Origin of the sequence: Nostoc sp. GT001, assembly GCF_030382115.1 — a bacterium.
Classification (GTDB): Bacteria; Cyanobacteriota; Cyanobacteriia; order Cyanobacteriales; family Nostocaceae; genus Nostoc.
Genome location: NZ_JAUDRJ010000003.1, coordinates 2,780,630 through 2,795,355 on the forward strand (window position 1 = coordinate 2,780,630; position 14,726 = coordinate 2,795,355).

A 14,726-nucleotide genomic window follows, 5' to 3' on the forward strand; every position below is an offset into this window, starting at 1 on the left:
AGATGGGTATTATAAGTCTACTCTGCTAATAACATCTTCATAAATTTGTCTTCAAATAAAACACATTTACGCAAATCTACTGTGAGGTAATGCTCTTATTATTTATCAGACTCGAACTAAATAATTCTGAAAAAATCAGTATTTACCGGATAAAATGAACAATTCATAAATGATATAACTTTAATAAATTATCTTTTTTTATAACTACTTTATTTGGAAGTTACTCAAGCCAAATAGAGTAGTTATATAAATATCGTCTCATCTAATGCCTGTAAAAATACTTGATAGGCATGAGTGAAAACTTTGAAAAAATAGAGAATTCGCTATAATCCACTTGATCAGGAAGCAGATATGTCTCGAAAACGTCAGCTATTCAAGGTAATTCAAAAAACCTTCAGACAAATTAGCAAGCAGCTTTTATCTGCAATTAATAGGCAAATTATTTGGCTTTTGCGAACTATCTCTGGTACTCAAAGAAGACGCGGTTCGGTTAACTCTGGCTTTGTGTTGCCAACAGTAGCGATGGTAGTTTTGGTAGTCGTACTGTTAACAACTGCAATTTTATTTAGGTCTTTTGAGCGTTCTAAAAATGCTAGTAACGTCCGCGTAAATGAAGCGACAATGCAAGCCGCTACCCCTGCGCTAGACAGGGCTAAAGCCAAAATAAGTGCACTGTTTGCCGACCCGACTTTACCACGTTCTGTACCATCAAATCTAACCCTATACAATACCTTAGTTAATAAACTTTCTGTCTATACATTTGGTGATGAAACTCCTATAACCCTGGCTTATAACCTTAATGGAAGTACTTCAACTCCGATGATTGAAGCAGCTAGTAGTATGGCTTTAGAAAATCAAGAAAACATACAAACAGCCTGGAAATTTCCTGCCGATACAGATAATAACGGTAAATTTGATAGCTTTATTCTCTATGGTATCTACTTCCGTACTCCNCCCCAAACTGGTACAACCCAAACCAGAAATAGAAGCCCACTAGATGCTAGAACCCCTCCTATGCTACCAGCTAAGGCAGGTGGAGCTTGTGACGTAGCTGGTGATACTAGTGCTAGCTTAGTAGGTAGTTCGGGTTGGTATAAGCTACCAACTGGCGAATTGAAAAAAAGCTTTTTCGTTTATGCAGTAACGGTTCCCATTAGTGATATTGCTCAAGCTACTTCTCTTGATACAACTAAATATGAGAAGTATCGAGGTAATAAGGGCTTTTCTGCATTAGAAATGCAACAAGATCGTAGTCAAGTTTCTATTACTAATAATGCTGTTGTCTATGAGGATGACTTAGATATTACACCAGGACCTAGATTCCGTCTCAATGGACGTATTTTTACTAACAGTAACTTATTTACTGGTGAAACTAGTGAAGATATAACCTTCTATCAGGTCAGTAGTAGGTATTCATGTTATTACGAACGAGAAAATGGCAAGATAGTTGTTGGCGGTAATATTGCAACTAGTGGTCCAATCAGTACAACTAATCTAGGTGGAACACGCATAGATTTATTTCGAGAAAATAACGCACCTGATACAACTAAATCTTTAGCAGATACTAATAAAACCACCTCAAATAACTCAAATGACATTGCCTATAACACTCAAGCCTATGCTCAACGCATAGACTTATTAGTGAAGGCACAACTTAACAATGCTGCTACTACTGATCCCCAAGAAATCAAAACTAATATAACCAACCGGACTCTAAACGATCCAAGTTTAGATGCGACTAAAGTACGTAAGGAAGAATTAGAAAACTGGTTTCGTAAGCGTACTAGGCGTGTACCATTTAGAGAAGTTCCTTATGGTACTTCTGGTATTGAAAAATCTGCTGGTGTCGATTACACCACAGCAGATGCAGCAACTTTTATGAAAGGTTCTGTTAATACGCTACGTCCAATGGACGCTTGGATTTATCCAACAGATGCTAATACAACACTAACACTCAATACAGCGCAACTACCTACTAGAGATCCAGACGTTGTAGATAATACTCCCGTAATAGAAACACAGTTAGGCGATCGCATCGTATTAGGCAACAACCTGCCTGAACTTATATGGGATAGCACAAAAGGAGACTTTGTAGGAGAGAATGATCCTCAAGCCATCTCCCCTGCGGTGAAGTGGACAGGTAGCACTACCAAAGATCGTACTCGTAGCACTCGCGTTAGACAGTTATCAGATTTAGGGGTAACAGGACGTGATGGTTTTTGGGAGATTTCAGCCGCTTCACCCCGAACTAATATCCTTGATGTGGTCGGTGGGCTGAGGGTGATTACAGGCGCTGGAGTATATAGACCGACAGGTTCTGGGCTACCTACTCGTCCTACACCACCTGATGATCCAAGCACACCAGTGTCGGTAGTCAACGAAAGTGCTGGCACAGTAGTCTGGCCTGATAGTATGCCTATGCTTGTACCCGATCCAACCGATCCTCTTGATGCGAGTAAACAAAAACGTGGTGATTTGGTAATGCGTGCCACGGTAGTGTATCACTACAATTTTGATTCCTACAATCCTCTGGCGGCTACACCAGACGATTATCAGACACCTATGGCTTGTGTAAGTAGTTACTATAACCCTACCAATCAGGCAACAGCAACTACAAACACTTACAATGCAAGTGATTTGACAACAGTAGCTGCATCTAACAATGGGATTGTTTACGCTGCTCCCGCGACTACAGCCGCTGGTATAACTAGAGGACAGGCAGTAGATGGCAATGGTTTTTTTGCAGCTGTGACTAACGATGATGATGTTACTAACACTAGCGTAACTTTGCTAGATCGCTTGAAACATCAAGCTAACTTGGTATTTCCCAATGGTCGTCTTGTCAATCCATTACTGCGGCAAGCACTGGCCAAAGCAACAACTAGCAAACTTACTCTCTCTGAGCAATCAGCAATTGATTCTACCATCTGTGCAATCAAAATTGCTGATGGCACTTTGACTAGGAGTACTACCTACGTTCCTGATGGCGCAATCAAAGAAACTGCATTTCTTGATGCCCGACAAATTAAGGCTATAGATAAAGGTGCTGCATTAACTGGAAAATACAATCTGGAAGTTGAACAGCGTCAGCCATTAGAAATTCGTGCCACTACCATAGATTTAAGTCTGCTTCGCACACAAGCAATCGGCGTTGCAGCGGACAAGGAATATCTATTGCCCAATAGCGGCATTATTTATGCATCTCGTGATGATGCTCAAAAAGATCGCAGTGACTCAACAAGTGATAATGTCAGCGCCAGTGACTACAAGCTCGATCCTGAACGCCGACCCAACGCCATTATGTTGATTAATGGCAGTAACTTGAGTCGTCTGACTGATTACAGACCGGAAGAAAAAGGCTTGATTTTAGCAACTGAGCTACCAGCGTATGTTAAAGGCAATTTTAATCTGCACGCTAAACAAGAATTTCTAGGTGGGGATCTTTTAGATCCTAGTGCTAGTAACTACGATACTAAATTTTATACTCGTACTGCGACAAATCGCGATCCTAACTTTGCTTGTCGGCCTAATGACTCTAGACTACCTAATTGCACAACAGGCGAAACTTGGCGACCAGCATCAGTAATTGCCGATGCTGTCACCTTGCTGTCTAGTAACTTCCGCGAAGGTTTCCGCAATGAGGGTGATTACGACTTGCGAAATAACCACCAAGTGAGTGATGCTGACACCGTATTGAATCGATTGAAGGCAGGCTTTTGGAATAACAACTTTGTTACTTCATCTAACTTCTTCACTTCATCTAATGATGATACGTACTACAAAGGGACTCCCACTGCTACTGACTCAGTAAACTTTAACAGTTCTTATTTGAACAATTTCGTCACGCCCATTCAACGACGAGGGAGTTTCCCAGAGTATGTAATGGAAATGTGCTTCAAAATACCAGTTTCAGAATGTACAGAAACTGATTGGTATATTGGTTACGATGGCGATAGATCAATAAAATCTCATAATCTTCCAGCAAATGCACAGCTTACCAAACTCTTAGCTGGTACAACTGCCCAATCAGCAAACGTTGATTTTAGAAGATTTGCCCGCCGGGTTGCGTTCAAACGAGATATTAATGGTAAGTTGCTTACTAGCGGTGGTGCTGTCATAACTAGTGCAAATATCAGTCAAACTGGCTATACTCCCGTTGCATTAGGCATAACAACAGTAGGAGGAGTTAAAGTAGTAGCTCAATTTAATGATGGCAGCCTACCCGAACCAGCAAATAATGCTCTCTGGTTTGCAACCACGAAAGATATTAATACTACTAAGCCACCAGGATTCAGCGGCAGCGATATAATCTACAAAAATAACATTCGTCTATTTTACAGGTATCCCCAAGTACCAGCTTCTTTGCTTTCTACGTTTAGGGATTTTCCTGGAAGCACGACAACATTCACAAGAGATGGATCTTTTCAACCACTATTAGAGCCTGTATTGCAATTACAGGTAACAACCACAGATCCTGACGATACTGAAAAGACTTACACCGCTATAGCATCATCGTCTAGTTTTGTTAAAAATACTAGATGGTTGTCTCAGGCAAGTGAAACAACTTTTAATCTAGTAATTGCTTCTGGTGACACTCCTGCTCGTGTGAATTCAATTAGCGGGGGTTCAACTCCAACTACCTACGAAATTAACGGGGGTTTGCATAACTTTGTGCGCTTCTTAGAAAACTGGAATGGGATTAATGCCAATATCAACGGTTCATTCATCCAATTCAAACGCAGTATCTATGCTAGCGCACCATTCCAAGTTCTCGTCAGACCAGGATCAACAACTGTTGCTGCAACCTCTTCTACCCCTAGCGCTCTTTCCTCTACTGCCAATATTGACAGTATATTTTTCAGAACTCTCTTTTCTACAAGACCTGGTTACACATCAGATAGTACTTTCACTACTAATGGTGCTGGGGAAGCGCCTTATTATATGCCTCCTAACCGTAACTGGGGTTTTGATGTGGCGTTATTGGCACAAAACCCCGACTTGTTTGCCCAGCGCTTTGTAACTCCAGCAACAGATCCTCCGAATGAATACTTCAGAGAAGTAGGCCGGGATGACCTTTGGGTGAAAACTTTGTTGTGTTCTGTCCAAACTCAAGCAGCGGATGGGTTTGATACTGCGGACACTAGTTACTTTGGCAGCGGTTTCAAATTTGCGCTACCTGCAACTGAACGTCCTACTAACTGCCAACTCCAACCATCCTAAAGTAGTCTGAATGAGAGTTTTTATAGCACTTTTTAGGTGAATAGATCGCGTTAACAGACCTAATCCTCTAACCTCCTTCACTGACAGGAAGGGGTAAAATTCAAAGCCTCTTCTCTTTGTAGGGAAGAGGTTTAAAGAGAGGTTACGAGTGTATTACACCCGATCGCAAATTACTTTAAAACATAGGCTTATTAAAAAATTGAGTATGAACCCACGCCAACTAAAAGAATTATCTGCCCAGTCTAACGAGTCTGGTTTTACGATCATTGAGTCGCTTGTGGCGATCCTTGTGGTTGCCATTTTGCTAGTAGCGATCGCACCTGTCCTAGTCATGTCAACTGCAACCCGTGTACAAGCTAAACGGGTGGAATTGGCAACAGGAGCAGCTAAAGCCTTTATTGATGCTATCAAGTCCAAAACAATCTCAGATCCGACAATCACCGTTACACTGACTGCTAGCACAAGTAGAAATGTATCCAGTTCAAGCAGTGACTATTTATTGAGTAGTACGTCAGCTCCTACTGCTAGCACTGGTTTGTATTGCTTTAACAAAAATGGTAGCCTTGCTAATCCCAACTGTACTAGCGATCTATTTTACATTCAGGCTATTCGCGTTGCTGTCACAGATAGCGACGCTGATAAAGGTCAAGGCTATCGTTTGGGAGTTCGGGTATATCGTTCAGATGCTGAATTTGGTACCTTAACTTCGGGTAGCAGTGGAAAAACAGCAGCAACATTCACTGGGGGACTAGGCGATCGCAAAGCACCACTAGTAGAAATGACAACTGAAATTGTCAGGGGTCAAAGTTCGTATAGCGCTTTGTGCGATCGCCTTGGTGGTTGTCAACCATAATTAACCCGTTAAACATAAATAATTTCATGACTCAGTATCGGTCATTAAGGAGAACCTGTAGCAAAATGAATATATTGAGGTGGCTGTTAAGTACTCAGCTAAAACCCTCTGATAAGCAAAATAAAAATAGTGGTTTTACCCTGATTGAATTATTAGTGGCTATGCTCATTGCATTTTTAGTAATTACGCCGTTACTAAGTTTTATGATCAGTATTTTAAACACTGATGGTCAGGAACAAGCCAAAGCGAACTCTGAACAAGAAATTAAAGCTGCACTAGATTATATTACTCGCGATCTCCAACAAGCAATATATATATATGATGCTACTGGAATTGCTTGTCTAAGCGGTACTGTTGATGCTAGTACCAATAACACTTGCCCAAATGCAAGTACAACTGGGAATCAACTACCTAACGGAACAGATAAAGTTCCTGTGCTTGTTTTTTGGAAACGAGAATTAGTTAATCAAGCAATTACAATTACAGGCACTCAAAAAGATGATACTTTTGTTTACTCATTAGTTGCCTACTATTTAATTAAAGACACTAGCACTACTTGGTCTAACGCTGCACGCATCGCTAGATGGGAAATTAAAGATGGCGTTCCAAATACTGCTGCTACAGTGACTTGCTCTGGATTTACTGCAACCGACAAATATCTCCCATGTCCAGATAAAGGTTTTAAACCATTTGACTTGTCACAAAAGGGCATAACGTTACAAGCAAAAATGAATAGTTGGGCAGGAGGNGGGGCTTACGATCAAGTTCCCGTGGTGTTGGTTGATTTTATAGATCAAACAACAATAGCACAGGGAGCACCAGCAGTAACATGCTCTACTAACTTTAGTCAAGTTCCAGTAGCAGCAACTAGTGTTAGAACAGGATTCTATGCTTGTATAAATTCAGTTAGCACAGATAATAGAAGTGCTGCGGAAGTTTATTTGAGAGGTAATGCACAAGCTCGCCTAATACAAAATGATGAAACTAAAGTACGTTACGCCCAGAGTAAATCTAGTTATTTTCCAAGTGCAAACATTAAGGTTCAAGGAAGCAGCTTCTTTTTACAAAATAGCTTCTATCTTTGATAAATATTAATAAAAGCAGGATAGTATGCCGAATATTCTTAGTTTAAAACTCTTAGATTCTTTCCAGTTGCACAGCCGAAAAACAAAGCTAAAGCAGCAATATTTAGCAAATAGACCCTCTACTAATGGCTACAATCAACAAGATGCTGGATTTAGTCTTATAGAGTTAATAGTAGTACTGCTGCTAGTAGGAATTTTAGCAGCGATCGCAGCTCCTGGTTGGGCTGCCTTTGTAAATCGGCAACGGATAAATAAGGTTAACGACGCCGTTTTCGCCGCACTGCAAGAAGCACAACGCGAAGCTAAAACCAAAAAACTTAACTACAGTGTCAGTTTTCAGAGAAATAGCACAACCCAAAATATAGAGGTTGCTATTTATCGTGCCGATGCTGCAATCGGCACATGGACATGGAAACCCTTAGCGGCCGATGTGGGAGCCAATTCTGATAAATTTTTGTTGGGCGGAAATCTTAGTGGGGAAAACATTGCTAATACTACTATTAATTCTCCTGTATCCTATCCTTTAAGTACATCAGCAAAAATTACTTTTGACTATATGGGAGTTCTAACTCTGCCAAATAACTTTGGAACAGTGCCAGCAGGTACAGAGCCACCTGGGTTAAAAATAGTGGTAGCTGTACCAAGTTCTGCAAATTTTACATTGCCTAGTAGTGTAAAGCGATGTGTCATTGTAAAAACTCTCTTAGGCTCAATGCTGGCAGCAAAAGATGATAAATGCAGTTAAGTAATTTAAATACCAATATTTGTTTAAAAATACGTAATATTGCTGAACATAAAACTGCACGTTGATAGCAAAATTGAAACATCATGTGCAGTTTTAATGTTTGATAGTTTATTTAAGAGCCATTGATAAATTAGCCATTGCCTGAACATAATAAAAAGCGTCATCATCAAAATATACTTTTCGGAATAATGACTGATAACCTTGACTTTACTGTAGCTATCCCAACTTATAACGGTGAAAGTCGTTTGCCTGAACTACTAGAACGACTACACAACCAACTTCACACCGAAAATTTATCTTGGGAAATTATAGTTGTAGATAATAACAGCACTGATAATACAGCTAAAGTTGTTCAAACCTATCAAAAAGATTGGCAATGTCCTAACCCTTTAAAGTATTGTTTTGAACCAAAACAAGGCGCAGCTTATGCTCGAAAAAGGGCAGTTGCAGAAGCTAAAGGTAGACTCATAGGTTTTCTAGATGATGACAACTACCCAGTATCAAATTGGGTGGCAGCAGCTTATGCTTTTGGTGAAAAATATCCCAAAGCAGGAGCTTATGGCAGCCAAATTCACCCAGACTGGGAAGTAGCACCACCGGAAAACTTTAAGCGAATTGCTCCATTTTTAGCAATTACAGAGCGGGGGAATCTACCACTATTATATGAAGCATCTAAAAAACTACTACCCCCTTCTGCCGGACTTGTTGTTCGTAAACAAGCATGGTTAGAAAGTGTACCCGATAAGTCTATTTTAACTGGTAGAGTTAAAGGCAATATGCTCACTAGTGAAGATTTAGAAATGTTGTCTTATATTCAAAAATCAGGATGGGAAATCTGGTATAACCCAGAAATGGAGATATCACACAAAATACCAAAATCGCGTTTGCAAAAAGATTATTTGATTCCATTTTTTAGAGGAATTGGACTTAGCCGTTGTGTAACTAGAATGGTAAATATAAAACAAATATATAGACCATTTGCTCTTTTGTCTTATATGATAAATGACTTACGTAAAATCACATTACACTTACTAAAATATCGAACTAATGTAAAAGATGATTTAGTCGCTGCTTGCGAGATGGAACTTTTTTTAAGTAGTTTTATTAGTCCATTTTATCTTTGGAAAAATGGATACTTCAAAAAATAAATTATTAAAATATTAGGCATTATGTATGACTGAATTAACATCTGAAAATTTAGATATTAGCGTAGCCATTCCTGCATACAATGGAGCAATCCGTTTACCTAAAATTTTGGATAAGCTATTAACCCAGACAGCAGTAGAACACCTTAGCTGGGAAATTATTGTTGTGGATAATAATAGTTCTGATAATACATTTGAAATTATCCAGAATTACCAAAAAATGTATAATGGAAACTGTCATTTAAGATATTTTTTAGAACCCGAACAAGGAGCAGCTTTTGCTAGATTGCGAGCAGTACGTGAAGCTAAGGGGCAGCTAATTGCATTTTTAGATGATGATAATTTACCTGCTCCTGATTGGTTATCAGAAGCATATACTTTTGGATTAGAGCATCCTCAAGCAGGTGCTTGGAGTGGACAGATTCATGGTGATTTTGAAGTAAACCCACCAGAAAATTTTGAAAGAATTCAAGCTTTTTTAGCTATCAGAGAACATGGTTCAAATCCATATTTATTTGACGCAGATAATTTAAGACTTCCTCCTGGTGCAGCGCTTGTTGTTCGGAAACAGGTATGGTGTGAAAATGTACCACAGCGACCTAATTTAAGTGGGAAGCTGCCTGGTATTTTGGTACAGGGTGATGACTATGAACCATTGCTTTACATACATTATGCAGGCTGGCAAATTTGGTATAACCCTACCATGCACACTTATCATCAGATACCACATTGGCGACTTGAAAGAGATTATCTCTTAACTCTGGCACGCGGTTGTGGCTTGTGTATTTTCCAGTTAAGCTTGATAAATACTAAAAATTGGCAAAAACCAATAGTGTTTATGAAAACTATTTTAGGTAATTTACGCCGAGTATTACATCATCGTATTCATTATAGAGGGAAATTGAAAAGTAATTTAATTGCACTTTTTGAAATGGAATTTTACTTGGCTAGTATGATGAGTCCTTTTTACTACTTAAAATCTAATTTGCGCAAAGGATTAAAAAATAAATTAGCCCTATAAAATGATTAACTATAGTCAAGATTTGCCGAAAACTTCTGTAATTATCCCCGCTTATAATAGTGAAAATACTATTCATCATACAATTCAATCTGTTCTAAATCAAACTTTGAGTGACCTAGAATTAATTGTAATTAATGATGGTTCAGAAGACTCAACTTTAGATGTTGTTAAACAAATTAAAGATCCCCGAATAAAAATATTTTCCTATACCAATGCTGGCGGAAATGTTAGTCGTAACCGAGGTCTACAGCTTGCAGTTGGAGAATTTGTGAGTTTCTTAGATGCGGATGATCTTTGGACACCTGATAAGCTTCAGTCTCAATTAAAGGCTCTGCAAGAAAATGCTACTGCGACAGTTGCTTACAGTTGGACTGATTATATTAATGAAAATGGTGAAATAGTACTCTCTGGTACACACGTTACAGCCAATGGAGACGTTTATGAAAAGTTATTGTTGGCAAACTTTTTAGAGAATGGCTCCAATCCTTTGATTCGTAGAGAAGCTTTAATCAAATTGGGTGGATTTGATGAATCTCTAAGTGCTGCTCAAGATTGGGATATGTGGTTGCGATTAGCTTGCCAGTTTGATTTTGTATGCGTACCATCTGTACAAATATTGTACAGAATAAGTGCTAATTCAGTTTCTTCTAATCTTGTAAGGCAAGAAAAAGCTTGTTTGCAGGTGCTTGAAAGAGCATATAAGGAAAGACCTTTAGCACTTAAGAATACTTGGAATCTAAGTCTGACAAATTTATATAAATATCTGACATGCAAAGCGCTACAAAAGCCGTTTAATCGACAAAAAGCTTTAACTGCGGCTAAATTTTTATGGAATTATGTTCTGAATAATTCTTCAAGGCTTCAGCGTATAAATTTCACTTTAAAATTATTATTAAAAATTTTCATAATCCTTTTAATGCCTACGCTATTCGACAATATTATTAACCAACGCGAAGTTAAAAGCTAAAAAAATGAAACATTGTTTAACAGCGACGTAGCTGAAAAACTATCAGAATAAAAAATGTATAGTCTGGTGCATCTACCGTCTTTAGTTTATGCAAAAAATCTTTTGAGGAATAATCATTCTAACAGTGGTTTTACCTTACCAGAGATGTTAGTAGTTATTGTATTAATTGGTATATTAGCTACGATTGGAATATCCAATTGGCTGGCTTTTATGGAGACTCGCCGTCTCAACAAAAGCCAAAATGAGGTTTATTATGCTATGCGCCAAGCACAAAGCCAAGCCACCAAAGATAAATTGACTAGGCAAGCCAGTTTTCGCATACAAAATGGTGTCGTGCAATGGGCAGTTCATCAGCCAGAAGCAGGACAATTCATTCCTGATGCTGTTAAAAACAATGGCAACCTATGGCATAACCTTGAGCCGAACATTCGCATAGATGAAGAAGAAAACAATAAAGGAAAAAAGGAGACAACTTTACAAAAACATACTTCACAGCAAATGTGGCGAGTTTTATTTAACTATCACGGTTGTCCTATCTCTGAAATTGGAAATCAGTGTACTGTAGGCGGATTAGGACAGATAACCTTCTACAGCTTGAATGGTGGTAAAGCTAGACGTTGTGTCTATGTTTCTACAATTTTGGGGGCTATGCGAACGGGAAAAGATCGCGCTAGAGCTAACGAAAACGACAAGTATTGCTATTAAGATATTTTTAGTTGTTAAACAAGGTATTTTGTGCTGAACTTACCAGCAAGCCTAAAACAGCACCTGATTATTTTCACCCGTTATCCAGAATCAGGTAGGACAAAAACCCGATTGATACCTGCTTTAGGAAATGTTGGTGCTGCCAATCTTCAACGGGAAATGACTGAGCATACAATATTTCAGGTTCAAGAATTGCAAAAAGCCATTGACATATCTGTGGAAGTGCGTTTTGCAGGTGGCGATTCGCAACTTATGCAAGACTGGCTGGGGTTGGATTTGGTTTACCAGTGTCAAGGTGAAGGGGATCTAGGTTTGCGGATGGCGCGATCGCTTTTTGATGCTTTTCAATCTGGTGCAGAAAAAGTAATTATCATTGGTACAGATTGTCCTGGAGTCAATGCCCAGATTTTAGCAACAGCCTTTGAGAAGTTACACGCCTTTGACCTCGTACTTGGACCTGCGATCGATGGTGGATATTACTTAATTGGTTTGCGCCAACCCATCCCGGAGCTATTCGTTAACATCGAGTGGGGAACTGCTCACGTATTCCAGAAAACCGTGGATATTGCCCAGAAACTTAGTTTGTCATACGTGGACTTGTTGCCCTTAGCTGATGTTGACCGACCGGAGGATCTACCAATTTGGGAACAAGCCCTTGCAGGGAAAATAGAGCGATCGCTTTAGGGAGTGGCATCAAAGGTCGGTCAATTTAGATAATGCAAGCTAATTGAAAAAGTGCGTAGGCATTACTTTTCCATCAAAGATGTGAGCCGATGATCTTGGGGATGAGACTAAGAGGCAGAAGCAATAAAATCCTGTGGAATATCAGCACTGCTGAAATAGCTCCTTAAAGCTTTTTGAGGCTGCTTCAGGTTTGGCAATAATTTCGACAATTTTATTGCGTGCATCTGCTTCAAAAAGCGCTTCAACAGCAACTTGGGCGACTTTCTGCCTGGGGATACTACCATCAAACAGTGTATCTGCACTCTGCATCACTATGCGGTCGGAGTTGTCTTCATTCTTCAACCCACCAGGCCGGACAATTGTATAAGTAAGACCGCTTTTCTGAATATACTCTTCAGCTTGTTTTTTCCACAACAAAATTAGCCAAAACAAGTTTAGCGGATGGAAAAGTTGGGAAGTACACAAAGAAGAAACTAAGATCAGATGTTCAATTCCCTTTGCCTTAGCAGCATCTACTAAATTTTTAGTCCCTTCAAAATCCACTTTATAGGGGCCAGTGGGGTCAAAGCTAGGTTTTGCCCCAGTCGCAACCAACAGAATTGTGCTATCTCCCAACGCAGTAGTTAAACTTTCTGGTTGCAATACGTCACCTACTACTAATTCAGCTTCAGGAGACAGAATAGCTCTAGCTTTCTCTATATCCCGCACCAAAGCTCGGACGGGAATATTCCGCGCTATCAATTCTTGTACAATTCGGCGACCTGTTTCACCTGTTGCCCCTGCTACAAATGCTTTCATAATAAATGCTATCCTGGGAAACTATTGTGTGCCTGTTTAGTTCTTTATTTTAGTAATTCTATGGAGTCGCTCGCAGATTAATGAGGTTTCGGTCAAAATGGGATCTGAATGCGAAATGACCCAGGTATATGGGGAATCATTAATATAGACCAACGCCAAAATATACAGTAATGCATTTATGCTTTCAAGAAAAGGCGAATATAAATCCTGGGAAATAACAGAAGCAGTTTTACCTGTAGCGTCCAGCCAAGAAGCCGAGGACACATTAACAGAACCAAATGTAGCGACGCTCACAAAATTTTACGGTCGTTATCAAGATTGTATGGAAATGGGTGCCCCAGTAGAGAAGGTTGCTGAGTATCTCAATTCTCACTCCTCATGGTTTTCGCGCTGTGCTGAACCCATGAAGGTACAATCACTTGGGGAAAATGGCTATGCTTTAACAATTGGTCGTTTTGGTTCTTTCGGTTATGAAGTAGAACCAAAAATAGGTTTGGAATTGTTGCCTCCAGAGGAGGGTATTTACCGCATCCGTACAATCCCCATTCCTGACTACCAGCCGCCCGGTTATGACGTAGATTATCGGGCATCTCTACAGTTAATTGGTAACGATGCTTGCAGTACTATTGGCGAAGTTACAAAAGTTGAATGGGAATTGGATTTGATAGTTTATCTTCACTTTCCCCGATTTATTCAGCGATTACCCAAGTCTATAATTCAATCTACAGGCGATCGCTTACTTAATCAAATTGTCCGCCAAGTCTCCCGCCGCTTAACTCGCAAAGTTCAGGAAGATTTTCATAAATCTTTAGAAATACCATTTCCTGCTAATTTTAAGCAAAAGCGTTGAGTCAATAGTCAGTTAACAGTTATTAGCCTGTTAACTGACAATAACTTACAGACTATGCTTTAGTGAGAATTCTTTGGACAATTTGCACCCCAGTAACAGCCTGCCAAGCAAAAAGTCCCAAAAGCGTGAAATTTATTAAAATATGGGTTGCACGCGCCCAATTTGCCCCTTTCTGCATATAAGGGGATAAAGCAGCAGAAAATGCTATTAGACTTGTCATACCCAATCCTGCTAACAGGTGAGGCTGCACAAATAACTTACCATTATTGATATAAGTGACGGCCATCCCACCGATCGTACCTGCCACCATCAAAGCTAGGAGTATAGATCCGATTTGGTAGTGTCTGACGTTATATCTACCTTTAATCAATTCTTTTTTTCTNTCCCCCTGAGCATTTCTGGTACGCTGCAATTGCAGTCCTAAATAGGCAGCATAAATTGAGAGTACTAATAGCGCCCACATGAGCACCGGATGGAAGAAGTTCAGCCAATATTTCACCGACGTAGAAAGTTCCAGACTCATCGTGTTCTCGCCTAATAATTAAATCTTCATAAAAATTAGCATAACTCTATTTTCTGTGCTTAAAGTTGCACAAATTAAAAGAGACTTCCCCATCTCCCCCGACTATTTTGCTTCGCCCTCTTGCCAAAGT

12 protein-coding genes are annotated in these 14,726 nt (G+C 39.6%); 10 read left to right on the forward strand and 2 right to left on the reverse strand.

Going from position 1 to position 14,726, the window contains the following annotated elements:
• Positions 1–351 precede the first annotated feature (351 nt).
• The 9 genes from hpsA (at position 352) to QUD05_RS14745 (ending at position 12,425) form a co-directional block, all read left to right on the forward strand.
• On the forward strand, positions 352–5,220 hold the full coding sequence (hpsA, locus tag QUD05_RS14705) for a hormogonium polysaccharide biosynthesis protein HpsA (protein ID WP_289796706.1): 4,869 nt from the start codon (positions 352–354) through the stop codon (positions 5,218–5,220).
• Positions 5,221–5,425: 205 nt separating this feature from the next.
• Positions 5,426–6,073, forward strand: a complete 648-nt coding sequence (gene hpsB / locus QUD05_RS14710; protein WP_289796707.1) for a hormogonium polysaccharide secretion pseudopilin HpsB — start codon at positions 5,426–5,428, stop codon at positions 6,071–6,073.
• Positions 6,074–6,138: 65 nt separating this feature from the next.
• On the forward strand, positions 6,139–7,158 hold the full coding sequence (gene hpsC, locus QUD05_RS14715) for a hormogonium polysaccharide secretion pseudopilin HpsC (RefSeq protein ID WP_289796708.1): 1,020 nt from the start codon (positions 6,139–6,141) through the stop codon (positions 7,156–7,158).
• A gap of 25 nt (positions 7,159–7,183) precedes the next feature.
• A complete protein-coding gene (locus QUD05_RS14720) occupies positions 7,184–7,903 on the forward strand; it encodes a prepilin-type N-terminal cleavage/methylation domain-containing protein (protein WP_289796709.1) in 720 nt (239 codons plus the stop codon).
• A gap of 188 nt (positions 7,904–8,091) precedes the next feature.
• Entirely contained in the window at positions 8,092–9,051 is a 960-nt protein-coding gene (hpsE, locus tag QUD05_RS14725; RefSeq protein WP_289799973.1) for a hormogonium polysaccharide biosynthesis glycosyltransferase HpsE, read from the forward strand.
• Positions 9,052–9,076: 25 nt separating this feature from the next.
• Positions 9,077–10,069: a hormogonium polysaccharide biosynthesis glycosyltransferase HpsE gene (gene hpsE / locus QUD05_RS14730; protein WP_289796710.1), complete on the forward strand. Its 993-nt coding sequence runs from the start codon at positions 9,077–9,079 to the stop codon at positions 10,067–10,069.
• 1 nt (position 10,070) lies between these two features.
• On the forward strand, positions 10,071–11,036 hold the full coding sequence (locus tag QUD05_RS14735; protein ID WP_289796712.1) for a glycosyltransferase: 966 nt from the start codon (positions 10,071–10,073) through the stop codon (positions 11,034–11,036).
• 54 nt (positions 11,037–11,090) lie between these two features.
• Entirely contained in the window at positions 11,091–11,741 is a 651-nt protein-coding gene (locus QUD05_RS14740) for a pilus assembly FimT family protein (RefSeq protein ID WP_289796713.1), read from the forward strand.
• Between the two features lie 30 nt (positions 11,742–11,771).
• Positions 11,772–12,425 (forward strand): TIGR04282 family arsenosugar biosynthesis glycosyltransferase, encoded by a 654-nt coding sequence (locus QUD05_RS14745; RefSeq protein WP_289796714.1) that lies wholly within the window; start codon positions 11,772–11,774, stop codon positions 12,423–12,425.
• A gap of 141 nt (positions 12,426–12,566) precedes the next feature.
• Here the strand turns inward: QUD05_RS14745 and QUD05_RS14750 are convergent, their stop codons facing one another.
• Positions 12,567–13,223, reverse strand: a complete 657-nt coding sequence (locus tag QUD05_RS14750; RefSeq protein WP_289796715.1) for an NAD(P)H-binding protein — start codon at positions 13,221–13,223, stop codon at positions 12,567–12,569.
• 178 nt (positions 13,224–13,401) lie between these two features.
• Between QUD05_RS14750 and QUD05_RS14755 the strand changes: the two genes are divergently transcribed.
• Complete coding sequence (locus QUD05_RS14755) at positions 13,402–14,073, forward strand: DUF1997 domain-containing protein (RefSeq protein ID WP_289796716.1); 672 nt, start codon at positions 13,402–13,404, stop codon at positions 14,071–14,073.
• A 52-nt stretch (positions 14,074–14,125) separates the two neighbouring features.
• Here the strand turns inward: QUD05_RS14755 and QUD05_RS14760 are convergent, their stop codons facing one another.
• The gene (locus QUD05_RS14760; protein WP_289796717.1) at positions 14,126–14,596 is read right to left on the reverse strand and encodes a DUF4079 domain-containing protein; all 471 of its coding nucleotides are present in this window, start codon (positions 14,594–14,596) and stop codon (positions 14,126–14,128) included.
• Positions 14,597–14,726: the final 130 nt, after the last annotated feature.

Excerpts from the sequence above, each read along its gene's own strand:
- hpsB (WP_289796707.1), top strand. The coding sequence starts at position 5,426 with ATGAACCCACGCCAACTAAAAGAATTATCTGCCCAGTCTAACGAGTCT.
- QUD05_RS14720 (WP_289796709.1), top strand. The coding sequence starts at position 7,184 with ATGCCGAATATTCTTAGTTTAAAACTCTTAGATTCTTTCCAGTTGCAC.
- hpsE (WP_289799973.1), top strand. The coding sequence starts at position 8,092 with ATGACTGATAACCTTGACTTTACTGTAGCTATCCCAACTTATAACGGT.
- hpsE (WP_289796710.1), top strand. The coding sequence starts at position 9,077 with ATGACTGAATTAACATCTGAAAATTTAGATATTAGCGTAGCCATTCCT.
- QUD05_RS14735 (WP_289796712.1), top strand. The coding sequence starts at position 10,071 with ATGATTAACTATAGTCAAGATTTGCCGAAAACTTCTGTAATTATCCCC.
- QUD05_RS14740 (WP_289796713.1), top strand. The coding sequence starts at position 11,091 with ATGTATAGTCTGGTGCATCTACCGTCTTTAGTTTATGCAAAAAATCTT.
- QUD05_RS14750 (WP_289796715.1), bottom strand. The coding sequence starts at position 13,223 with ATGAAAGCATTTGTAGCAGGGGCAACAGGTGAAACAGGTCGCCGAATT.
- QUD05_RS14755 (WP_289796716.1), top strand. The coding sequence starts at position 13,402 with ATGCTTTCAAGAAAAGGCGAATATAAATCCTGGGAAATAACAGAAGCA.